This window comes from Halopseudomonas phragmitis, from assembly GCF_002056295.1.
Classification (GTDB): domain Bacteria; phylum Pseudomonadota; class Gammaproteobacteria; order Pseudomonadales; family Pseudomonadaceae; genus Halopseudomonas; species Halopseudomonas phragmitis.
This window is the reverse complement of record NZ_CP020100.1, coordinates 1,087,706-1,108,656: the sequence shown is the minus strand read 5'-3', so window position 1 is coordinate 1,108,656 and position 20,951 is coordinate 1,087,706. Positions and strand designations below refer to the sequence as shown.

The 20,951-nt window shown below is 61.0% G+C and carries 21 protein-coding genes; 7 read left to right on the top strand and 14 right to left on the bottom strand.

The window, feature by feature from the left end; genetic code table 11:
- Positions 1-162 precede the first annotated feature (162 nt).
- Entirely contained in the window at positions 163-1,572 is a 1,410-nt protein-coding gene (locus BVH74_RS05170; protein ID WP_080049035.1) for an aminoacyl-tRNA deacylase and HDOD domain-containing protein, read from the top strand.
- Between the two features lie 109 nt (positions 1,573-1,681).
- On the opposite strand, the gene BVH74_RS05165 is transcribed toward BVH74_RS05170, so the two are convergent.
- From BVH74_RS05165 to BVH74_RS05155, 3 genes are all read right to left on the bottom strand, one after another.
- Positions 1,682-1,954, bottom strand: coding sequence for an HU family DNA-binding protein (locus tag BVH74_RS05165; protein ID WP_080049034.1), 273 nt, complete (start codon positions 1,952-1,954; stop codon positions 1,682-1,684).
- A gap of 205 nt (positions 1,955-2,159) precedes the next feature.
- Positions 2,160-3,311, bottom strand: a complete 1,152-nt coding sequence (locus tag BVH74_RS05160) for an NAD(P)/FAD-dependent oxidoreductase (protein ID WP_080049033.1) — start codon at positions 3,309-3,311, stop codon at positions 2,160-2,162.
- A gap of 15 nt (positions 3,312-3,326) precedes the next feature.
- A complete protein-coding gene (locus BVH74_RS05155; protein ID WP_080049032.1) occupies positions 3,327-3,494 on the bottom strand; it encodes a rubredoxin in 168 nt (55 codons plus the stop codon).
- A 142-nt stretch (positions 3,495-3,636) separates the two neighbouring features.
- On the opposite strand from BVH74_RS05155, the gene BVH74_RS05150 reads away from it, so the two are divergent.
- From BVH74_RS05150 to phoR, 4 genes are all read left to right on the top strand, one after another.
- A complete protein-coding gene (locus tag BVH74_RS05150) occupies positions 3,637-4,191 on the top strand; it encodes a chorismate--pyruvate lyase family protein (RefSeq protein ID WP_231705569.1) in 555 nt (184 codons plus the stop codon).
- Entirely contained in the window at positions 4,185-5,075 is an 891-nt protein-coding gene (ubiA, locus tag BVH74_RS05145; protein ID WP_155121694.1) for a 4-hydroxybenzoate octaprenyltransferase, read from the top strand. The genes BVH74_RS05150 and ubiA overlap by 7 nt, the downstream gene beginning before the upstream one ends.
- Before the next feature lie 101 nt (positions 5,076-5,176).
- Complete coding sequence (gene phoB, locus BVH74_RS05140) at positions 5,177-5,866, top strand: phosphate regulon transcriptional regulator PhoB (protein ID WP_080051627.1); 690 nt, start codon at positions 5,177-5,179, stop codon at positions 5,864-5,866.
- Between the two features lie 47 nt (positions 5,867-5,913).
- Positions 5,914-7,206 (top strand): phosphate regulon sensor histidine kinase PhoR, encoded by a 1,293-nt coding sequence (gene phoR, locus BVH74_RS05135; RefSeq protein ID WP_269434101.1) that lies wholly within the window; start codon positions 5,914-5,916, stop codon positions 7,204-7,206.
- On the opposite strand, the gene BVH74_RS05130 is transcribed toward phoR, so the two are convergent.
- Together BVH74_RS05130 and BVH74_RS05125 are read right to left on the bottom strand one after the other, a co-directional pair.
- A complete protein-coding gene (locus BVH74_RS05130) occupies positions 7,207-8,109 on the bottom strand; it encodes a response regulator (protein WP_080049030.1) in 903 nt (300 codons plus the stop codon).
- Between the two features lie 123 nt (positions 8,110-8,232).
- Entirely contained in the window at positions 8,233-9,390 is a 1,158-nt protein-coding gene (locus tag BVH74_RS05125) for an iron-containing alcohol dehydrogenase (protein WP_080049029.1), read from the bottom strand.
- Positions 9,391-9,648: 258 nt separating this feature from the next.
- Here BVH74_RS05125 and BVH74_RS05120 point away from each other — a divergent pair, with 258 nt between their 5' ends.
- Positions 9,649-9,960 (top strand): c-type cytochrome, encoded by a 312-nt coding sequence (locus BVH74_RS05120; RefSeq protein WP_080049028.1) that lies wholly within the window; start codon positions 9,649-9,651, stop codon positions 9,958-9,960.
- Positions 9,961-10,005: 45 nt separating this feature from the next.
- Here BVH74_RS05120 and arsJ read toward each other — a convergent pair whose 3' ends face one another.
- The 9 genes from arsJ to BVH74_RS05075 form a co-directional block, all read right to left on the bottom strand.
- Positions 10,006-11,238: an organoarsenical effux MFS transporter ArsJ gene (gene arsJ / locus BVH74_RS05115; RefSeq protein ID WP_080049027.1), complete on the bottom strand. Its 1,233-nt coding sequence runs from the start codon at positions 11,236-11,238 to the stop codon at positions 10,006-10,008.
- 5 nt (positions 11,239-11,243) lie between these two features.
- Complete coding sequence (locus BVH74_RS05110; RefSeq protein WP_080049026.1) at positions 11,244-12,248, bottom strand: ArsJ-associated glyceraldehyde-3-phosphate dehydrogenase; 1,005 nt, start codon at positions 12,246-12,248, stop codon at positions 11,244-11,246.
- Between the two features lie 57 nt (positions 12,249-12,305).
- On the bottom strand, positions 12,306-13,019 hold the full coding sequence (gene arsH / locus BVH74_RS05105; RefSeq protein WP_080049025.1) for an arsenical resistance protein ArsH: 714 nt from the start codon (positions 13,017-13,019) through the stop codon (positions 12,306-12,308).
- 9 nt (positions 13,020-13,028) lie between these two features.
- Positions 13,029-13,385 (bottom strand): metalloregulator ArsR/SmtB family transcription factor, encoded by a 357-nt coding sequence (locus BVH74_RS05100; RefSeq protein ID WP_080049024.1) that lies wholly within the window; start codon positions 13,383-13,385, stop codon positions 13,029-13,031.
- Between the two features lie 147 nt (positions 13,386-13,532).
- Positions 13,533-14,255 (bottom strand): phosphate signaling complex protein PhoU, encoded by a 723-nt coding sequence (phoU, locus tag BVH74_RS05095; RefSeq protein WP_080049023.1) that lies wholly within the window; start codon positions 14,253-14,255, stop codon positions 13,533-13,535.
- 17 nt (positions 14,256-14,272) lie between these two features.
- Complete coding sequence (gene pstB / locus BVH74_RS05090; RefSeq protein WP_080051625.1) at positions 14,273-15,118, bottom strand: phosphate ABC transporter ATP-binding protein PstB; 846 nt, start codon at positions 15,116-15,118, stop codon at positions 14,273-14,275.
- A 46-nt stretch (positions 15,119-15,164) separates the two neighbouring features.
- The gene (pstA, locus tag BVH74_RS05085) at positions 15,165-16,829 is read right to left on the bottom strand and encodes a phosphate ABC transporter permease PstA (RefSeq protein ID WP_080049022.1); all 1,665 of its coding nucleotides are present in this window, start codon (positions 16,827-16,829) and stop codon (positions 15,165-15,167) included.
- Positions 16,830-16,852: 23 nt separating this feature from the next.
- Positions 16,853-19,150 (bottom strand): ABC transporter permease subunit, encoded by a 2,298-nt coding sequence (locus BVH74_RS05080; RefSeq protein WP_080049021.1) that lies wholly within the window; start codon positions 19,148-19,150, stop codon positions 16,853-16,855.
- A 144-nt stretch (positions 19,151-19,294) separates the two neighbouring features.
- Positions 19,295-20,269, bottom strand: coding sequence for a PstS family phosphate ABC transporter substrate-binding protein (locus BVH74_RS05075; protein ID WP_080049020.1), 975 nt, complete (start codon positions 20,267-20,269; stop codon positions 19,295-19,297).
- A 248-nt stretch (positions 20,270-20,517) separates the two neighbouring features.
- On the opposite strand from BVH74_RS05075, the gene BVH74_RS05070 reads away from it, so the two are divergent.
- Positions 20,518-20,910 carry an acyl-CoA thioesterase gene (locus BVH74_RS05070; RefSeq protein ID WP_080049019.1) on the top strand — a complete coding sequence of 131 codons (393 nt, stop codon included), beginning with the start codon at positions 20,518-20,520 and terminating at the stop codon, positions 20,908-20,910.
- The last annotated feature ends 41 nt before the right edge of the window (positions 20,911-20,951 follow it).

The following is a 20,951-nucleotide window of genomic DNA, read 5'->3' as shown; positions in this document are numbered from 1 at the left end:
GGGGCCGCCATCGGTATTGTCTTGCCGCCTCGCCTAAGTTTTTCAGCGGTTCCTTAAGATAGCTCTGAACAACCAGCAACCTTACCCAGTGCATGCTAAGATCAGCGAAAAGCTTGTTCGGCCGGCTAGCGCGTGCCAGGCCCAGTGAAAGGATCCTGCTCCATGAATACCGTAGCCGCCACCGATGGTAATGCCAGCCTCCCCCAGTTGATCGAAAAACTGCTGCAGCAGCAGGGCGTAAGCTATCGGATGCGCCAGCAGCGCCATGCCGGCCCGGCGGCGCAGCAGATTCAGGCCTGCCTGCTGAGCGACAATATCGGCACTGTATTGATACTTATTCCCAAAGATCACCTACTTGACCTCAAGCGCATGCCTGAACTGCTCGGCCGCGAGCTTGAGCCCATGCGCGATGCCCAGCTCAGCCATATCCTGGCCAAGCATCAGCTCAATCAGCTACCTGGCCTGCCGATTCTGTTCAGCTCGCCCTGTGTCTACGAACAAAGCCTGCTCGAACATCCCCGGCTATGGCTCGACAGCGGCCTGGAGGGTTGGTGTCTGGAGCTTGAGCAGGCCGATGCCAAGGCGCTGGTCGCCAAGGCCAGTGGCGCCCGCTTTGCCGTCCCACTGAGCAGCATCGCGCCGCTGCCGAGCGACCCCGACCAGGATCATCAGGACATCCACGCCGCCGTGCAGAACTTCACCGCACTGCGCATGCGCCAACGGCTGGAAGAAACCATCGAAATCCCCCCGCTGCCGGAAACCGCACAGAAAGTCATGAAATTGCGGGTCGACCCCGACGCTAATATTGACGACCTGACCGATGTGGTCGAAACCGATCCCAGCCTGGCTGCTCAGGTCATCAGTTGGGCCGCCTCGCCATTCTACGCCGCGCCGGGCAAGATCCGTTCTGTCGAAGATGCCATCGGCCGGGTGCTGGGGTTCGATCTGGTGATCAATCTGGCCGTCGGCCTGGCATTGGGCAAAACCTTCAACCTGCCCAAGGACGCCCCGGAGCGCACAACGCCCTATTGGGAGCAGGCAATCTACACCGCCGCCGTGATCGAGGGCCTGGCCAAGGTCATGCCCCGTGACAAGCGCCCGGAGCTGGGGCTCAACTACCTGTGCGGGCTACTGCACAACTTCGGCTATCTGGTGCTGGCCTACATCTTCCCGCCCTATTTCAAGATGATCTGCCGACACCTGGAAGCCAACCCGCATGTGCCCCCGCACCAGATCGAGCAGCATGTGCTGGGAGTGACCCGCGACCAGATTGGCAGCTGGTTGATGCGCTACTGGGACATGCCTGATGAAATCGCCAGCGCCGTTCGCCACCAGCATGAACCTGACTACCGCGGTGATGATCACGTCTACGCCAACCTGATTTACCTGAGTCTGGCGCTATTGCGCGAACGAGGTATTGGCGGCGGGCCGCTGATGGCGATTCCCGAGTCGCTGCTTGAGCGTCTTGGTCTGGAGCGAGACCAGGCAACGACGGTGGTGGAAAAAGTGCTGGATGCGCGCGATGCGCTGCGGGTGCTGGTCAACCAGTATCAGCATACCTGGCGCAGTTGAGGCGGATCGAATTTGTTCGAGGTCACTCGCGGCGGCTAGCCGCCACAAAACGGACTATCTGCAACGGTAAGGCCCAGCAGCGCTTACTGGGCCCACCGCGACGCCTTGTTCAATTAACGGCGTCTTTCAGGCTCTTGCCTGGCTTGAAGGAGACGGTGTTGCTGGCCTTGATCTTGACCGGGGCTCCGGTCTGGGGATTCTTGCCGGTACGAGCGCCGCGATGACGCTGAAGGAAAGTACCGAAACCAACCAGGGTTACCGTGTCCTTTTTACTCAGAGCCTGGGTGATTTCATCGAGAATTGCGTTGAGTACTCGGTTGGCCTGGTCCTTGCTCAGGTCAGCCTTGTCGGCAATAGCCGCTGCGAGATCCGGTTTACGCATAATAGCCTCATAGTCTGTTGTTGTTGTTTTCCCGCTGCTTCCTCGCAGCGGTCTGGCAGGGGCCGAGCCGTCTGGCCCGCCTGTCACAGCTCAACCAGCATGGCACGACTCGCCCCATAGCGCCAGTCGGAAAATCCATCTTTTGGCTATTGTGTCGCGGATTTCCCGACAAAAGGCCAAAGCGTCCCATTTTGGCCCGTTCTCTCTACAACCAGGGCGGCAACTGCCGATTCAACTGCAACCGCTCCGGCAATGCCCCGGCCGTCAGGGCATAACCGTGTAGCAGCCCATCCGGCGCATGAAACAGCGCTCGTCGATCCGGGCCCTCACCACTGAAGGTCCAGGCACCGGCACTGGCGGTCACCGGTGGGGCAACTACCAGCGGACAGGCCGGAGTCTTGACCGTCACCGGCATTGGTCCGTAACTCAGCTGCGCAGTCTGGCCGGCCAACACTTGCGCCAGGGTTCGGGCCCCGGCCATCAGCGGCATGACATACATCAGATTGAGCCCGCTAACCTCGGCGCAGTCGCCCAGCGCAAACACATGGGGATCAGAACTGCGCAACTGACGGTCAACCACAATGCCGCGGTTGACCGCCAGCCCCGCCTCCGCTGCCAGCCGGGTATTGGCCTGCAAGCCGATGGCCGACAGCCCCTGGTCGGCCTCCAGCACCTGCCCATTTTCCAGTCGCACCTGCAACCCAGACGAACTCAACAGCATCTGGGCAATGTTCTGATTCAGATAGAAGCGCACACCCAGCGCTTCGAGGCTGGCCTGGATCGGTTCGGCCACTGGTTCGGGAATCAACCCGGGCATCAGGTAAGGATCGCTGGCCAGCACGCTGACCTCGAAACCGGCCAGCACCAGATCATTGGCAAACTCGCAGCCGATCAGTCCGGCACCGATGATCAGGACTCGCTTGCGCCCCTCCAAAGCCTGGCGGAAACGGGCGTAGTCTTGCAGGTCGTTGATCGACAGCAATCGCTCCCCCAGATCCCGGGCCCAGGGCAACTGCCGGGGCGAAGCACCACAGGCCAGTACCAGATCGCTGTATTCAAGCTCGTGCCCGGCCAGCCACAGGCGGCGCTGTTGCGGATCAATCCGCTCGACCCGGGTCTGGGTGAGAATCTCGGCCTGCAGTTGCCCAGCCATGCTGGCAGCATCCTGCATCGCCAATTCATCAGCCTGCTTGCCCTTGGCAAATCCGGTAGACAGCAACGGCTTGGAGTAAAAGCGCCCATCATCGGCGCTGATCAACATAAGCGGGCGCTCAGCATCCAGTTTGCGGAACTCCTTGGCCAGGTTATAGCCGGCCAGGCCGGTCCCGACGATTACCAGCGGTGCGGTTGTGGACACTCTTCCCCCCAAGTCTCAACCAATCTCGATCATCTCGAAATCTTCCTTGCCTACCCCACAGTCCGGGCACTGCCAGTCGGCAGGCACATCTTCCCAGCGGGTACCCGGAGCGACCCCCTCGTCGGGCCAGCCTTCGGCCTCGTCATAGATGAAGCCACAGACGATACATTGCCACTTTTTCATTGAAGTACTCATCTCAACAGAATTCCGAATTGCCGCGACACTACCTTATATACCGAATCCGGCCAAGGACCGGGCAGCACCACCGCCTACCTTCATGATACCCTTGTGGACCACGCCGATTGACCATGAACCGATTCAAAACGTGACAGTACCCGACTGGTTTCCCGCCGCTCAACACCCCGATGCACCTGCCGGTGCCCTGCTCGACTGGCTATGTGGTCAGGGCTCGCTGACTCAGCGTCTGACTGCCGCCGGACCCAACGACTTCCGGGTTGAGCTGCTCTGGCAGGGCATCCAGACCGGTCGGAGCGATGAACTGCAGGCCTTCGGTCTGGCCAGCGGTGAACCGCTGTGGGTCCGCGAGGTGCTGTTGCATACCGCCGGCGCACCGCGAGTCTTTGCCCGCAGTGTTGCCCCCCTGCAGACTCTGCGCGAAGCTCGGGTCGATCTCAACAGCCTGGGCACGCGCAGCCTTGGCGAGCTGCTGTTCAGTGACCCGGAGATCCAGCGCGGTCCGATTCAGATCAGCCGCTACCCCGCCGCCTGGCTGCCAGCCCGGGTCCGTGCCGAGCAGCTCTGGGCCCGGCGCTCAAGCTTTGGTCGTGGCGGCCAGTCGCGACTGCTGGTCTGCGAAGTGTTCCTGACCGGCTGGCCTCCGGCCGGCCAACCCCATGCCATGGAGACCTCCCCGTGCTAGGCCTGCTGATCAAACCCCTGCAGCGGGTACACCCCCGCGCCCTCGACTTCATTCAGTTGATGCGTCTGGATCGCCCGATCGGTACCTATCTACTGCTCTGGCCCACGCTTTGGGCGCTGTGGCTGGCCGCCGAAGGCGTGCCGAGCATCAAGGTGCTGGTAATCTTTGTGGTCGGCGTCATCCTGATGCGCGCCGCCGGCTGCGTGATCAACGATTACGCCGACCGCAATTTCGACGGCCACGTCAGCCGCACTCGCCAGCGCCCACTGGCCACTGGCCGGATCAGTGCCCGCGAAGCACTGATTTTGTTCGCCATCCTGACCGGCCTGAGTGGTCTGCTGGTACTGCTGACCAATGCCCTGACCATCAAGCTGGCATTCGTCGGCATCGCTCTGGCCGCCATCTATCCGTTCTGCAAACGCTTCACCTTCTACCCCCAAGTAGTGCTCGGCGCGGCCTTTTCCTGGGCCATTCCCATGGCGTTCGCCGCCCAGGCCGGAGAGTTGCCCATCGCCCTGTGGCTGGTATTTATCGCCAACCTGCTGTGGACCGTGGCCTACGATACCGAATACGCCATGTGCGACCGCGAAGATGACCTGAAGATCGGAGTCAAATCCACCGCAATCCTGTTCGGCGAGGCCGACCGCCTGATCGTTGGCCTGCTCCAGGGCCTGACCCTGATCTGCCTGCTGCTGGTTGGCAGCCGCTTCGAATTGGGGCTGTACTATCATCTGGGCCTGGTGGCCATGACCCTGGGCTTTGCCTGGCAGCAGTGGCTGATCCGCGAACGCGAGCCCCAGGCCTGCCTGCGCGCCTTCCTGGCCAATCACTGGGCCGGGATGCTGGTGTTTATCGGCCTGGCCCTGGATTACGCCATGCGCTGACAGCAAGCTTCATCAAGTGGTTATGTGAGCGTCATACAACTGCAATAAAAGTGTTATCTAATCGACGCATGTCAGGAATCCGCAACGAGATGGTAAACACCATGGCAGGCAAAACCATTCTGATCGTCGATGATGAAGCCCCGATCCGGGAGATGATTGCTGTAGCGCTGGAAATGGCCGGCTATGAGTGCCTCGAGGCCGAAAACGCCCAGCAGGCCCATGCCAGCATCATTGACAGCAAGCCGGACCTGATCCTGCTCGACTGGATGCTGCCCGGCACCACCGGCATCGAACTGGCCCGGCGCCTGAAGCGCGATGACATGACAGCCGACATTCCGATCATCATGCTCACCGCCAAGGGCGAAGAGGACAACAAGATCCAGGGCCTGGAAGTCGGCGCCGACGACTACATCACCAAACCCTTTTCACCGCGCGAACTGGTCGCCCGGCTCAAGGCGGTATTGCGCCGCGCCGGCCCGGCTGACAGCGAAGCGCCGATCGAAGTTTCCGGCCTGCACCTGGACCCGGTCAGTCACCGGGTGACCATTGATGACAAGCCAGCGGAAATGGGTCCGACCGAATACCGCCTGCTGCAGTTCTTCATGACTCACCAGGAGCGCGCCTATACTCGCGGACAATTGCTTGATCAGGTCTGGGGTGGCAATGTCTATGTCGAAGAGCGCACCGTAGACGTGCATATCCGCCGGCTACGCAAGGCCCTGGGCAGCAATTACGAGCATCTGGTGCAGACCGTGCGCGGTACTGGTTATCGGTTCTCCACCAAGGCCTGAGAGCGGCTCAATCACATCGGACCACCGGCCGAGTAAGGAGCTGACGCTTGGGTAACAACTGGTTCACAGCGGTACTGAACAGGCTGTTCTGGCTGATGCTGCTGTGCCTGGTGGCCGGGCTGATCCTCGACGCAGTGGCCTGGACCCTGGTCGCCGGCCTCACCCTTTATCTGTTCTGGATCCTGCGTCAGATGTTCCGCTTCCACCACTGGCTGCGGACCCGCCCCAATGACCCACCTCCGGAAGCCAAGGGCGTCTGGGGTGAAATCTTCGACAGCATCTATCATATGCAGCGCCGGGACAGCCGCATGCGAGCCCGCCTGCAAGCGGTGATCGACCGCATCCAGGCCTCGACTGCGGCGCTCAGCGATGCGGTGGTGATGATCGACCCGGACGGCCACCTGGAATGGTGGAACCACGCTGCAGAACAGTTGCTGGGGCTGCGTGCTCCGGATGATAGCGGCCAGCACGTCACCAACCTGATTCGTGACCCGCGCTTTGTGGCCTACTTTGACCAGGACAGCTACAAGGAACCGCTCGACATCCCCTCGCCGATCGACATCAATAGCTGGCTGCAGTACGCCATCACCCGCTATGGCCGTGGCGACCGCCTGATGGTGGTGCGCGATGTCACGCGCATGCACAACCTCGAACAGATGCGCAAAGACTTCGTCGCCAACGTCTCCCATGAACTGCGCACCCCGCTGACCGTGGTAGTCGGCTATCTGGAAACCCTGCTTGACGCCGAAGACTCGATCAATCCGCGCTGGAAGCGAGCCTTGCAACAGATGCAGCAACAGGCCCGGCGCATGCAGACCCTGCTCAACGACCTGCTGTTACTGGCCCGGCTGGAAACCTCGGATACTGTCGACGATGAAAAACCAGTGGCGGTCGACCTGCTGCTGCTCGGCATTCGCCAGGACGCCCAGGCCCTGTCGGCCGAACGCAACCACCACATCAGCCTGGAAGCCAGCAGCCAACTGCGACTACGCGGTATCGAAGGCGAGCTGCGTAGCGCCTTCTCCAATCTGGTGTTCAATGCAGTGAAGTACACCCCGGACGAGGGTGAGATCCAGATTCGCTGGTGGCAGGATGAGCGCGGTGCTCACCTGAGCGTCAGTGACAATGGCGTAGGTATCGCCCCGCAACACATCAACCGGCTGACCGAGCGTTTCTACCGGGTAGACTCCAGCCGCAACAGCAGTACCGGCGGCACCGGGTTGGGGCTGGCGATCGTCAAGCACGTGCTATTGCGCCACGACGGCAAGCTGGAAATCACCAGCACTCCGGGCAAAGGCAGCACCTTCACCTGCCATTTTCCCAGCGGACGGATAGTCTGATCAGGCCCCGGGCGAGTAATGCTGCTGAGCCGTGCCTGAGGCAATCAGCCGGGACAGATAGCTGAGCTTGTCCTGATCCTGATCGACGAACTTCAGCGTCACCTTGACCCATTCGCAGTCGAGCTTGGGTTCCAGCGCCGCCACCGCATGTACATAAGCGTTGATCCGCGCCACGCTCTGGTCGCTGTCCTGTTCCAGATCCAGCACGACACTTTCAAACACCTGCGGTAAGCGTTCAGCACGGCGCACCACTACCAGCGCATCGCGCAGGCTCAGAGTCTTGATCACGCAAGCCTGCTGCTGATCAGCCAGGCGCAGTTGCGCCTGGCCGCGCACGTTCTGGGCGCTGCTGGCCGCAGCGGGGCTGGGCGAGACGGTGGGAGTAACAGCCTTGGGTGCTGGCTTGGCTGCCGCACTGGAGGGGGGCGATGCCGCCGGGCGACCACCGGTCAAGGCACTGATGCTGTCCTGGGCAGTGCCGACACTGGGTGTAGCCGGTCGCGCCTGCAATGCCGCCAGCTTGCCTGAGCGCTGCAGGGCCTTCTTGACCTTGCCGACCAGTTGCTCATTGCTGAAGGGTTTGCCGATATAGTCGCTGACCCCGGCCTGAATGGCCTGAACCACATTTTCCTTGTCGCCGCGGCTGGTCACCATAACAAACGGCACCTTGGCCATTTCCGGCTGGCCACGAAACCATTGCAACAGCTCCAGACCGCTCATTTCCGGCATTTCCCAGTCGCACAACACCAGATCGAAGCTGCTGCGGCTCAATACCTGCTGAGCCTTGCGACCATTGGTCGCCTCCTCAATCTGCAAGCCAGGAAAATGACTGCGCAAGGCCTTCTTGACCAAGTCGCGAATGAAGGGGGCGTCGTCCACCACCAGGACTGACACTTTCGCCATGTTGACTCTCTCTTTCCGATGTCCGCATAGCTTAGCGCAGAGTAATAGCAATTACCCAGTGTGAATGCCGGCAGGCTGACGACCCGCCTGATACTGAACAGTACCAGGCGGTGTCAGGCAAGGTTAGAGCGTGCCGTTCAAGGCATTGAGGAACAGTTGCTGATACTGCGCCGCTTCCAGTTGGATCGGGTTGGTCCGGGCACTGGGATCCTTGACCGACATCGCGCCAATGGTCTCGGCCTGGGCATCGTCAATACCGATAGCGGCCAGCGTATGCGGCATGTCCAGCTCGCTGCGCAGTTCCAGCACCCAGTCCAGAATGCCGTCGAAGTTGGGCTTGGCCAGCCCCAGATAACGGCCAGCCCGCTGCATTTCCGCCTCGATGGCGGTACGGTTCATTTGCAGCACATAGGGCATGACAATCGCATTCAAGGTGCCGTGGTGGGCATCGTAGAGCGCGCCCAGGCTGTGCGACAGCGCGTGGATCGCGCCCAGGCCGCGCTGGAATGCCACGCAACCCATGGTCGAGGCCACCATCATCTGCATCCGCGCATCGATATCGTTGCCGTTGCCGGTCGCCCGCGGCAGGTATTCCTTGACCAGACGCATACCTTCCAGGGCAATGCCTTCAGCCATTGGGTGGAACAAGGGCACACAGAAAGCTTCCAGGTTGTGCGCCAGGGCATCCATCCCGGTGGCCGCGGTCAGCTTAGGCGGCAGACCAACGGTCAGCTCCGGATCGAGAATCACCACCGGCGGCACCATCTTGGCGTGGAACAAGATCCGCTTGGCGTGACTTTCCTCGTCGCTGATCACCGCCGCCTGACCCACTTCCGAACCGGTCCCGGCGGTGGTCGGCACGGCAACCACCGGCAGCATCTTGCTGACATCGACGTTCGACGGTTTCTGCGCCTCCCACAGCGAAATGCTCTGGTGGGCGATCAGGGCGATGGCCTTGGCCGCATCGATGGCCGAGCCGCCGCCGAAGGCAATCACCCCATCATGGCTGCCGGCCTTGAGTGCCGCCACGCCATCGGCCACGTTGCCGCTGGTGGGGTTACCCTTGACGGCACTGAACAAGCCCGGATTCAAACCGGCATCACGACAGTTCTGCAGCGCCTGTTCAACCATTGGCAAGGCCGCCAGGCCCGGATCGGTCACCAGCAGCGGTGCCTGCATGCCCAACTGTTTGCAGGCCTTGCCCAGCTCGCCGATGCGCCCGGGGCCAACCCGGACAGAGGTAGGATAGTGCCAGTTGATACTGTAAGACGAAATTTCCATGGGAGCTCTCCGCAGCCATCAGGCGTTGTAGTAGGTGTATTGAAGCGGAACCCCGGCAGCGGTCCGGGGATACAAAATCGTTTTATGTCCCGCAACATACCCAAAGCCAGTTCTTTAGTCTATGTCTTGCGAGACGTTCTGCGACAATCGACCACTTGCCAAACCAGCAATAAGCCGGCAACGTAATCGGCAAAGTGCCCATAATGAAACCTATTAAAAGATGGGAATTTAACCCTCACCAACATCCGAGGATACCTGATGAAAAACCTGCTGATCCCCGCACTTGCCGCTGGCGCCCTGTTTGCCAGTCATGCCGCGCTGGCCGATGGCGAAGCCCTGTTCAAGAGCAAACCCTGCGTGGCCTGTCATGCCGTAGACACCAAGATGGTTGGCCCGGCCCTGAAGGAAGTCGCCGCCAAGTACGCCGGTGAAGACGGTGCCGTTGATACCCTGGCCAGCCACATCAAGAATGGCTCCTCTGGCATTTGGGGGCCGATCCCGATGCCGCCGAATCAGGTGAGCGATGAGGAAGCCCGGCAACTGGCCGAGTGGGTACTGACGCTGAACTGAGAGACCCGCAGGCGGAGCCCGGCCGTGCCCGGGCTCCATCAGCGGCTAGCGTGCCGCGCTGATGTCTGCCATGCCTCTGGGCAGACCCAACGAGATCAGCGCAGCCGCCAATACAAAGAGTGCCGAAATCCATAGGCAGGCTTCCAGCCCCTGAGTCTGATAAACCCAGCCCGACAGCAGGGTGCCGATCAACCGCCCCAGGGCGTTGGACATGTAGTAGAAGCCGACATCCAGCGAGACCCCATCACGCCCGGCGTACGCCACGATCAGATAGCTGTGCAGCGACGAGTTGATCGCAAACAGTACGGCAAACAGCAGCAACCCCGTGATCAACAGGCTCGGGGCCGGCGCGCCCATATGCAACCCCAGGGCCATGGCCGCCGGCAGCAAGGCCAGTGCCAACGCCCAGCCGAAAGCGGACCGCGCCCCCGGCACCCGGCCCTGACGCTTGCCGGTCAAGGCCGGAGCCTGGGACTGGACGATGCCGTAGCCAATCACCCACAGGGCCAGAAAACCGCCAACCGACCAGAAATCCCAGCCCAGCACGCTGCTCAGATACACCGGCAGAGCGACCACGAACCAGACATCCCGGGCGCCGAACAGAAACAGCCGGGCTGCCGAAAGAATATTGATCCGCCGGCTTTTGGACAGCAGCTCACGGAACTTCGGCTTGACCTTGGCCCGGCCCAGATCCTGCTGCAACAGCCACAGGCTGAACAACCAGACCACTCCCAACGCCAGCGCCATGGCCAGCACCGCGCCAGCAAAGCCCAGCAGCGTGAGCAGTCCGGCACCAAGGAAAAAGCCCACACCCTTGAGCGCATTCTTCGAGCCGGTCAACAGCGCCACCCAGCGATACAAGGTGCCCTGCTGCTCGTCCGGCACCAGCAGCTTGATAGCGCTCTTGGCGCTCATCTTGTTCAGGTCCTTGGCGACTCCGGACAATGCCTGGGCGGCCATGACCCAGAGTACCGTCAGCCATTCACTGGGCACCGTCAGCATCAGCAACGCCAGCACCTGCAATGCCAGACCAATATTCATGGTCCGGTTGAGGCCGATGCGGGCACCCAGATAGCCACCGACCAGATTGGTCACCACGCCGAAGATTTCGTAGAACAGAAACAGCGCGGCGATCTGCAGCGGGCTATAGCCGAGGCTGTGAAAATGCAGCACCACCAACATCCGCAAGGCGCCGTCGGTGAGGGTAAAAGCCCAGTAATTGCCGGTCACCACCAGATACTGGCGAATTCCCGGACTGAGCTGCGCCAGCCAGCTCATGCGCCTCAGCCTACCTGACCGACCAAACGGGCCAGCTCAACCGTGCGGTTGGCATAGCCCCATTCATTGTCATACCAGGCGTATATCTTCACCTGCGTGGCGTTGACCACCATGGTCGACAGTGCGTCGATGATCGACGAGCGCGGGTCAGTACGGTAGTCGATCGATACCAGCGGTCGCTCCTCGTAACCCAGAATACCCCTGAGCGCGCCATCGGCGGCGCTCTTGAGCAACACGTTGACCTCATCCGCCGTGGTTGCGCGCTCGACCTCGAATACGCAGTCGGTCAGCGAGGCGTTGGCCAGCGGCACCCGCACCGCATGGCCATTAAGCTTGCCGCGCAGCTCGGGAAAAATTTCGGCAATCGCGGTAGCCGAGCCAGTGGTGGTCGGGATCAGGCTCATGCCGCAGGCCCGAGCCCGGCGCAGATCCTTGTGCGGCTGATCGAGAATGCTCTGGGTGTTGGTCAGATCGTGAATGGTGGTGATTGAACCATGGCGAATGCCCAGCGTCTCATGGATCACCTTGACCACCGGAGCCAGGCAATTGGTAGTGCAGGAGGCGGCAGTGACGATCCGGTGCTGGGCCGGGTCGAACAACTGCTGATTGACGCCCATGACGATATTCAGCACACCGGCTTCCTTGACCGGGGCGCTGACCACCACCCGCTTGACGCCCTGCTCCAGATAACCCTGGAGTACGGCCACGGTCTTCATCTTGCCGCTGGCCTCGATTACCAGATCGCAGCCCGACCAGTCGGTCTCGGCAATAGTCTTGTTGGCGGTCAGTTTGAGTCGCCGGTCACCGATCCGCAGATCATTACCCTCGGCTACCGCCTCGTGCTGCCAGCGCCCGTGCACCGAGTCGAAGTTGAGCAAATGCGCGTGGGTTGTGGCGTCGCCGGCCGGATCATTGATCTGCACGAACTCCAGTTCCGGCCAGTCCCAGGCAGCACGTAGGGCCAGCTTGCCGATCCGGCCGAAACCGTTGATACCTACCTTGATTGTCATGCTGTGTTCTCCACGGGTTAACGTCGATCAAAGTACCGGGCGAGCCGGCGGTATCCATCAAATACTGCGCTGGTTGACTCGCGCCGAAAGCTGCTCGGCCGATTCCTTGCGCTCGGAATAGCGATCAACCAGATAGTCCTGACGATCGCGCAGCAGCAGAGTGAACTTGACCAGCTCCTCCATCACATCCACCACCCGGTCATAGTAGGACGATGGTTTCATCCGCCCGGCCTGGTCAAATTCGAGAAATGCCTTGGGCACCGACGACTGGTTGGGAATGGTGAACATCCGCATCCAGCGACCCAACACTCGTAACTGGTTGACCACATTGAACGACTGCGAGCCACCACAGACCTGCATCACCGCCAGGGTCTTACCCTGGGTCGGACGGATCGCGCCTATGGCCAGTGGCACCCAGTCGATCTGCGCCTTGAATACCCCGGTCATGGCGCCATGCCGCTCAGGCGAGCACCACACCTGGCCTTCGGACCACTGCATCAGCTCACGCAGTTCGCGGACCTTGGGATGGTCATCGCCGGCATCATCCGGCAAAGGCAGTCCAGACGGGTGGAAAATCCGCGGCTCGGCGCCAAAACCTTCAAGCAGTCGGGCCGCTTCCTCGACCAGCATGCGGCTGAACGAACGCTCACGGGTGGAACCGTACAGCAGCAAAATCCGGGGCTTGTGGCTGGCCGGCTGGCGGGGTGCCAGTTGGTCCTGGTCAGGACGCTGAAACAGCTCGGCCTCGACATTCGGCAGATCGTCAAACATGTTAGCTCCTTATTGGCACAGGGCGGCGCGCTGCGGCCGGTTGCGCATGCTGTCCAGGCGCAGCAGATCAGGTGCCAGCCACTCAGTATTGGCCGTCAGCACCCGCTTCAGGGTGTCATTGATCCAGGCTGGCAGTTGCGGGTGCAGGCGGTAATAGACCCACTGGCCACTACGCCGGTCCTGCAACAGACCGCAGGTGCGCAGTTGCGCCAGGTGGCGGGAGATTTTCGGCTGGCTGAGCCGCAGCGCTTCGGTCAACTCACAGACGCACAGTTCGCCTTCGCGAGCGATCAGCAGGGTGGCCCGGGCCCGGGTGTCATCGGCCAGGCACTTGAACAGCTCGGTCGGCGTCATGGACTGGGACATGGTGGGACTCCGTTATATTCGGTTTTTCGAATATACGGAATATCAGATATGCTGTCGAGCATAAGCTGGAGGGCGGTTGCCCTGGGTAACAGGGTGACGCCCGGCGGCTTGCAGACCGCCGTAAGCGTCACTGGTGTAGCTACCGGATCAGTCCTTCTTCAACTGCTCTTCCATGTTCTTCAGGCCCAGGTGGCGCACGTCAGTGCCCTTGACCAGATAGATCACATGTTCGGCAACGTTGCGCGCGTGATCGCCGACCCGCTCCAGTGAGCGCAGTACCCAGAGGATGTTCAGCACCCGGGTAATGGAGCGTGGATCTTCCATCATGTAGGTGACCATCTCGCGCATGGCGGTCTTGTACTCCTGATCGACCACCTTGTCCTCGCGGGCAACGGCGAAGGCCTGGTCGCTGTCGAAGCGAGCGAAAGCGTCCAGCGCGTCCTGCACCATCTTGCGCACGTGATAACCGATATGCCGGCACTCGACGTAGCCCCGCGGGGCCTGGCCTTCCTCGACCAGATACTGAGCCCGACGGGCAATCTTCGAGGCTTCGTCACCAATGCGCTCAAGATCGACGATGATCTTGCTGATGCTAATCACCAGTCGCAGATCACTGGCCGCCGGTTGACGACGGGCCAGAATGCGCATGCACTCCTGGTCGATCTTGCGCTCCATCTGGTTGATCGCGTCATCCTTCTCGCGCACCAGCTCGGCCAGCTTGGCATCACCTTCGATCAGGGCGACGATGGCATCGTTGACCTGCATCTCCACCAGACCGCCCATCTCCAGCATGAGGGTGCGGATTTCCTCCAGCTCCTCGTTGAACTGTTGGGAGATGTGATGGCTGAATGCTTCTTTGTCTTGATTCATGGCAGTCTCCCTGCGGGTTAGCCGTAACGGCCGGTGATGTAGTCTTCGGTCTGCTTCTTGCTCGGGTTGGTGAACAAGGTGTTGGTGTCACCAAACTCGATCAGATCGCCCATGTACATGAACGCGGTGTAGTCCGAGACTCGCGCGGCCTGCTGCATGTTGTGGGTAACGATGACGATGGTGTACTGGTCCTTGAGCTCGTTGATCAGCTCCTCGATCTTCAGGGTCGAGATCGGGTCCAGGGCCGAAGCCGGCTCGTCGAGCAGGATCACTTCCGGTTCGATGGCGATGGCCCGGGCGATCACCAGACGCTGCTGCTGACCACCGGACATGCCGAAGGCGTTGTCGTTCAGACGATCCTTGACCTCATCCCACAGCGCCGCGGCGCGCAGCGAACGCTCGACCACTTCGTCCAGGTCGCGCTTGGAGCTGACGCCCTGCAGGCGCAGGCCATAGGCGACGTTTTCGTAGATCGACTTGGGGAACGGGTTGGGCTTCTGGAACACCATGCCGACATTGCGGCGCAGTTCAGCCACATCGACATCACGGTCGTAGATGTTCTTGCCGTCCATCAGGATCTGGCCTTCGATGCGGCAGATATCGACCAGATCGTTCATGCGATTGAAGCAGCGCAGCAGGGTCGACTTGCCGCAACCGGACGGGCCGATGAAGGCGGTGACCTTCTTCTCCGGAATGGTCAGGTCAATGCCGTTCAGAGCCCGGTCATTGCCGTAGAACAATTCGAGGTTGCGTACCTCGATCTTGGCTTTTTCATCCGCCATGGACAGTACTCCGCCTTGTTTGTCTGCCAGGGCATTGGCAGCAGAAACGGATACTTTACCCTGTTGCGCGGGGGTGTTCATGCTTGCAGTCTCGGTAGTCATGTCGTGTTACCTGTCTTGAAGGCGATCAGTCCGAAGCGCTGCGATAGCGCTCACGCAGGTGGTTACGAATCGAAATGGCGGTCAGGTTGAGCACCACGATCAACAGGACCAGGACCAGCGCGGTGGCGTATACCAACGGACGGGCCGCCTCAACGTTAGGGCTCTGGAAGCCCACGTCATAGATATGGAAACCAAGATGCATGATCTTGCGCTCCATATGGATGAACGGGAAGTTGCCGTCGATTGGCAGGGTCGGCGCCAGCTTGACCACCCCAACCAGCATCAGCGGCGCCACTTCGCCAGCAGCTCGGGCGATCGCCAGGATCAGCCCGGTCATCATCGCCGGCGTGGCCAGTGGTACGATCACCTTCCACAGGGTCTCGGCCTTAGTTGCGCCCAGCGCCAGGCTACCCTGGCGGATGGTGCTGGGAATCCGCGCCAGACCTTCTTCGGTGGAAACGATGACGATCGGCAGGGTCAGCAGGGCCAGAGTCAGCGAGGCCCAAAACAGCCCCGGCGTACCGAAGGTCGGTGCCGGCAACGAGGCCTCGTAGAACATCCGGTCAATGCTGCCGCCAAGGAAGTAGACGAAAAAGCCCAGACCAAATACCCCGTAAACGATCGACGGCACCCCGGCCAGGTTATACACCGAGATCCGGATGATCCGGGTCATGGTGCCCTGTTTGGCGTACTCGCGCAGGTAGATGGCGGCGGCGATGCCGAACGGGGTAACGATGATCGACATCACGAACACCATGGTCACGGTGCCGAAGATCGCCGGGAAAATCCCACCCTCGGTATTGGCCTCACGCGGATCATCGGTCATGAACTCGCCGAGACGCACCACGTACTGGCCTAGCTTGCCGAACACCGACATGGCGTTCGGCTGGCTGACCCGGACGATGGTGGCAAAGCTGATCTCCAGTTCGTTGCCATCGGCCATGCGCAAGGTCAGGCTGTCGCGCCGGGTGCTGGCGTACAGCGCGTCCAGCTCAGTGCGCAGCACCTGATACTCAGCGTCCAGCTCACTGCTGCGCTGATCGATACGGGCCTCGGCCTGGTCACGCTCGAGCCCCTCGACGTTGCGCAGATCGAGCATCCGCCGCTCCAGGCGCAGTTGCTCCATGTCGCTGTTGATCCGACCGATACGCCGGCGCTCAATGGCCTTGATATCGTCGTGCAGCTCCAGGCTGCGATCCACCGAGGCCTGCACCGCCTGCCAGAACTCCGGCGCTTCGGCGCTGATGGTCCGCCCGTCCTGCGACAGCTTGACCGGGTAGCCGTAGAAGTTGCCCCACTCGCGGCGCTCGATGACGAAGGCGTTTTCCGGGTACTGGAACTCGCCCATACCGATCTCGGTGTACCAGGCAAAGTCACGTCCGGTCTGGTCGCGGTTGCCCTGCTTGAACAGGAAACGGGTGACCAGCTCACGGTTTTCCGGTACGTAGTAGCCGGCATCGCGGGCAACCGCTGCCGGGATGGTCTGCGAACGCACCACCTCGCCCAGCACCACGCTGCGATTGCCTTGCTCGTCGGTGATCACCACCTCGGCCACATCGGCCGGCCAGAAGTGGCCGAACCCACGTACCGCGATCAGCCCGATCAGGCCGACCACCATGATCATGCACACCGCTACCGCTCCGGCGTTCAGCCAGATCCAGGGTGCCCCACTCTTGAACCACGCTTTCATGTCTTTCCCCTAAATCCGGTTCATCACAGGTTGCTGTAGCGGGCGCGCAGCCGCTGACGAATGATTTCCGCCAGGGTGTTGACGATGAACGTCAGCGCCAGCAGCACCAGGGCGGCCAGGAACAGTACGCGGAAGTGCGACGAGCCCACGGCGGTCTCCGGCAGCTCTACGGCGATGTTGGCCGACAGCGTGCGCATGCCTTCGAAGATGTTGAAGTTAACTACCGGGCTGTTGCCGGTCGCCATCAGCACGATCATGGTCTCGCCTACGGCCCGGCCAAAGCCCATCATCACCGCCGAGAAAATCCCCGGACTGGCGGTCGGCAGCACCACCCCGATCACCGTCTGCCAGCGGGTGGCGCCCAGCGCCAGCGAGCCCTGGGTCAGATGCTTGGGCACGGTGAACACCGCATCTTCGGCAATCGAGAAGATGGTCGGGATCACCGCAAAGCCCATGGCGATACCAACGATCAGGGCGTTGCGCTGGTCGTAGGTGATGCCAATATCGGTGAACCACTGGCGCATGCTGCCGTTGAAGAACCAGATCTCCAGCAGCGGGCTCATGAACACTGCCAGCCAGACAAAGCCGATGATGACCGGCACCAGCAGCGCTGCTTCCCAACCATCGGGAATCCGCTGGCGCAGGCCAGCCGGAATGACATTGGTCCAGATGAAAGCGAACACCAGCATCATCACCGGTAGCAGCAAGAGAATGCTGAAGATTGCCGGCAGGTGTTCCTCGGTAAACGGCGCCAGCCACAGGCCGGCAAGGAAACCCAGGATCACGGTCGGCAAGGCTTCCATGATCTCGATGCTCGGCTTGACGATGCCGCGCAGCTTGGGAGTCATGAAGTAGGCGGTGTAGATCGCCCCGGCAATCGCCAGCGGCATGGCAAACAGCATGGCATAGAAGGCCGCTTTCAGGGTCCCGACCGACAGCGGCACCAGGCTGAACTTGGACTCGAATTCATCGGTCGCCGAGGACGACTGCCAGATGTATTCGGGGTCGGCCCGGCCCTCATACCAGACCTTGTTCCACATCGCCGCAAACGACAGCTGCGGATGCTGGTTCCACAGCTCGGCAATGTGCAGCTGGCCCTGATCATCCTGGGCCATGATCCGGCCATTGAGCGGCGACACCGCCACCTGCTCGATCGGCCGGTCAATCAACGACTTGAGGTACAGGGTGCGTGACGAGGTGCCGTAATGCACCCCGATCTGGCCCTTGGCGTCACCGGCAATAAAGCCCTTGCGGTTGTATTCCGGGGCAATGGCGGTGATCGCCGCGCCATGGTTCTTGAAATCACGAATACGGGTCAGGTCATAGCGATTCTGTGCATCACGCACCAGAAACCACTGGCTAAGCTCGCCGCGCTCGGTACCCACGATCAACGACACGGTGCCGACCAGGAACTCCATCGCAGTGATCGGGCTGCCGTTACCGGCATCGACACTGGTCACCAGCCGGGCATTGGCCGGCTGGCTGACATCGTAATAGTGGATCTTGCCGCTGCGGTCAGCCACATACAGGCTGCGCAGGGCCTTGTCGACCAGCAGGCGCACCGGCTCACCCGGGATCGGCGGCAGGCTGTAGACCTGGCGATCAACACTGGTGGCTCCGGTCATCAGGTTGGTACGGGTGGCCAGGTTGGCCAGCAGCAGTCGATTGTCCTCGGTCACCCCGGCGATCATGGTCCCGGCCCGACCACGGGTGCGGCTTTCAATCGCCAGCAGCTTGAGTGCCTGGCCCTGTTCGTCAAGGGTAATAGGATCACTGCCCAGCGGAGCTTCCAGCCGCGGCGCGATCACCCGGCGACCCTCGGGGAAGCTCAGAGTATAGGCATGCTGCACCACCACGACCTGGCCATTATCCAGGCCATGGGCGGTCACCTGGGTACCCGGCTCGGTAGCGGCAAAACTGGTGACCTTAGCGCCTTCGGGCAGATTTAGTGGCAGTTGGCTGCGCAGATTGCCGTTGGCCAGTTCGAAGAAGCTGACCTGGCCATCGTCGCTGTACTGGAAACCCAGCTCCTCGTAACGCTCGATCAGAATGGCCTGGGTTCGGGCGTCAGCCACTGGCACCGGCTGACTGGTCAGTGGGGTGACCGAGGCGCCGCGCAGAATCGGCGCCACCTCATAGAACAGGTAAATGAAGATCAGCGCCAAAGCGAACACCACGCCGAAACCGGCGGCGCTGATGCCCCAACGCGAGGCATTGTCCTTGAATAGCCGGCGCTGGCGCAGGCGCTTTCTGGCTTCGGCATCGGGCAGCAAGGAGCGCGGAGGGGCGCTCTTGCCGATCGTTGAGGTAATGTCAGTCATAACAGGCTGCTCTATCCGGTCCTGGCACTATGGTCAGCACAGGCTAAGGAGTCTGTGTGACAGCAATGTTACAAAGACATGAAAAAAGAGGCCCGCAGGCCCCTTTTCCGATAACCCGCCATCCCTGGCGGTAAACGCAATCCGTTACTTGATGTTCAGGTCGCTCAGTACCTTGTCGGCAACCGACTTGGGCACAGTCACGAAACCGTCACGATCAACTACGCCCTGACCTTCCTGGGTGTAGAGCATCTTGACGAATTCGCGGGTCAGCGGGTCCAGATCCTGATTCGGGTTCTTGTTGATGTAGACGTACAGGTAACGGGCCAGCGGGTAAGTACCATTGGCAGCGTTCTCGGCAGTCGCTTCAACGAAGTCAGCGCCCTCCTCGGTAGCCAGCGGAACGACGCGCACACCCGAGGTGCGATAGCCGATACCGGAGTAGCCGATACCGTTGATCGACTCAGTCACACCCTGAACCACCGAGGAAGAACCCGGCTGCTCGTTGATGCTGGATTTGAAGTCACCGCCGCACAGGGCGTTGTCCTTGAAGAAACCGTAGGTGCCGGATACCGCGTTGCGGCTGTACAGGGCGAAGTCACGGTTAGCCCAGGCGCCAGTCATACCCAACTGGCCCCAGCGGGTGATGTCGGCTTCGTAACCGCAGCGACGGGTAGCGGAGAAGATGGCATCAACCTGCGGCAGGCTCAGACCTTCAATCGGGTTGTCCTTGTTGACATAAACAGCCAGCATGTCGACGGCGACCGGCAGCGCGTAGGGCGCATAGCCATGACGACCTTCAAAAGTCTGGATTTCAGAGTCACGCATGGCGCGGCTCATCGGCGCCAGGTTGGCGGTGCCTTCGGTGATGGCCGGCGGCGCAGTGGAGGAACCAGCGCCCTGAATCTGGACGTTAACGTTCGGGTAGAACTTGTTGAACTCTTCAGCCCACAGAGTCATCAGGTTGTTCAGGGTGTCGGAACCGATACTGGACAGGTTACCGGACACGCCACTGGCGCGCTCATACTTCGGCAGGTTCGGATCAATGTCAGCTACAGCGGCAGTGCTGATCGCGCCCACAGCGGCGAAGGAAATGGCGACGCACAATTGCTTCAGTTTCATGAATAACTCCTTGAGAGTATGTATTGGCAACACGCGACCAAGTATCTGGAAGCCGTGTGACAACCCTATTCAAGGAATATGACAATTGTATGAAGGCTGCCAGTATGCGCCATTAAGCCGCGCAGCCCGTCGACAAAGATTGAGAGGGCCCCCGCAATCCCTTAACATAGCGCTGTTTCTGCCCTGTCAAGCCTGATTCCACGGGTTGATGGAAGACAACAATTACAACATACCTTATCGAGTGATACATGCACGATCTAGACAAGGAACCTGTTCCCAAGGGTGAGCTGGCGCTCAAGGTCACCGCTCTGCCCCGCGACTGCAACAGCTTCGGCGACATTTATGGTGGCTGGCTGGTCTCGCAGATGGATATGGCTGGTACCAGCACCGCCTCGCGCATTGCCCGTGGCCGGGTCGCTACCGTGGCCATCGACCGCATGGGCTTCATGGTCCCCGTGCCGGTCGGCGCGCAACTGGCGTTTCACTGCCATGTGCTGGATATCGGTCGCAGCTCGATCAAGGTGCTGGTCGAGGTCTGGAGCGAAGACCTGGCCCACGATGAAAGCCGCAAGGTGACCGAAGCGGTATTCGTGTTCGTCGCAATCGACGACCGCGGCCGCACCCGCGTCATTCCTTCCTGACCGACGGGGCATCAGGCCCCGCGCCGCATAGGGTTCCCGCA

What these genes read in the sequence shown, in the direction of transcription:
- BVH74_RS05170 (WP_080049035.1), top strand. Translation starts at nt 163, where the DNA reads ATGAATACCGTAGCCGCCACCGATGGTAATGCCAGCCTCCCCCAGTTG.
- BVH74_RS05165 (WP_080049034.1), bottom strand. Translation starts at nt 1,954, where the DNA reads ATGCGTAAACCGGATCTCGCAGCGGCTATTGCCGACAAGGCTGACCTG.
- BVH74_RS05155 (WP_080049032.1), bottom strand. Translation starts at nt 3,494, where the DNA reads ATGAAAAAGTGGCAATGTATCGTCTGTGGCTTCATCTATGACGAGGCC.
- phoB (WP_080051627.1), top strand. Translation starts at nt 5,177, where the DNA reads ATGGCAGGCAAAACCATTCTGATCGTCGATGATGAAGCCCCGATCCGG.
- BVH74_RS05130 (WP_080049030.1), bottom strand. Translation starts at nt 8,109, where the DNA reads ATGGCGAAAGTGTCAGTCCTGGTGGTGGACGACGCCCCCTTCATTCGC.
- BVH74_RS05125 (WP_080049029.1), bottom strand. Translation starts at nt 9,390, where the DNA reads ATGGAAATTTCGTCTTACAGTATCAACTGGCACTATCCTACCTCTGTC.
- BVH74_RS05120 (WP_080049028.1), top strand. Translation starts at nt 9,649, where the DNA reads ATGAAAAACCTGCTGATCCCCGCACTTGCCGCTGGCGCCCTGTTTGCC.
- arsJ (WP_080049027.1), bottom strand. Translation starts at nt 11,238, where the DNA reads ATGAGCTGGCTGGCGCAGCTCAGTCCGGGAATTCGCCAGTATCTGGTG.
- BVH74_RS05110 (WP_080049026.1), bottom strand. Translation starts at nt 12,248, where the DNA reads ATGACAATCAAGGTAGGTATCAACGGTTTCGGCCGGATCGGCAAGCTG.
- arsH (WP_080049025.1), bottom strand. Translation starts at nt 13,019, where the DNA reads ATGTTTGACGATCTGCCGAATGTCGAGGCCGAGCTGTTTCAGCGTCCT.
- BVH74_RS05100 (WP_080049024.1), bottom strand. Translation starts at nt 13,385, where the DNA reads ATGTCCCAGTCCATGACGCCGACCGAGCTGTTCAAGTGCCTGGCCGAT.
- phoU (WP_080049023.1), bottom strand. Translation starts at nt 14,255, where the DNA reads ATGAATCAAGACAAAGAAGCATTCAGCCATCACATCTCCCAACAGTTC.
- pstB (WP_080051625.1), bottom strand. Translation starts at nt 15,118, where the DNA reads ATGAACACCCCCGCGCAACAGGGTAAAGTATCCGTTTCTGCTGCCAAT.
- pstA (WP_080049022.1), bottom strand. Translation starts at nt 16,829, where the DNA reads ATGAAAGCGTGGTTCAAGAGTGGGGCACCCTGGATCTGGCTGAACGCC.
- BVH74_RS05080 (WP_080049021.1), bottom strand. Translation starts at nt 19,150, where the DNA reads ATGACTGACATTACCTCAACGATCGGCAAGAGCGCCCCTCCGCGCTCC.
- BVH74_RS05075 (WP_080049020.1), bottom strand. Translation starts at nt 20,269, where the DNA reads ATGAAACTGAAGCAATTGTGCGTCGCCATTTCCTTCGCCGCTGTGGGC.
- BVH74_RS05070 (WP_080049019.1), top strand. Translation starts at nt 20,518, where the DNA reads ATGCACGATCTAGACAAGGAACCTGTTCCCAAGGGTGAGCTGGCGCTC.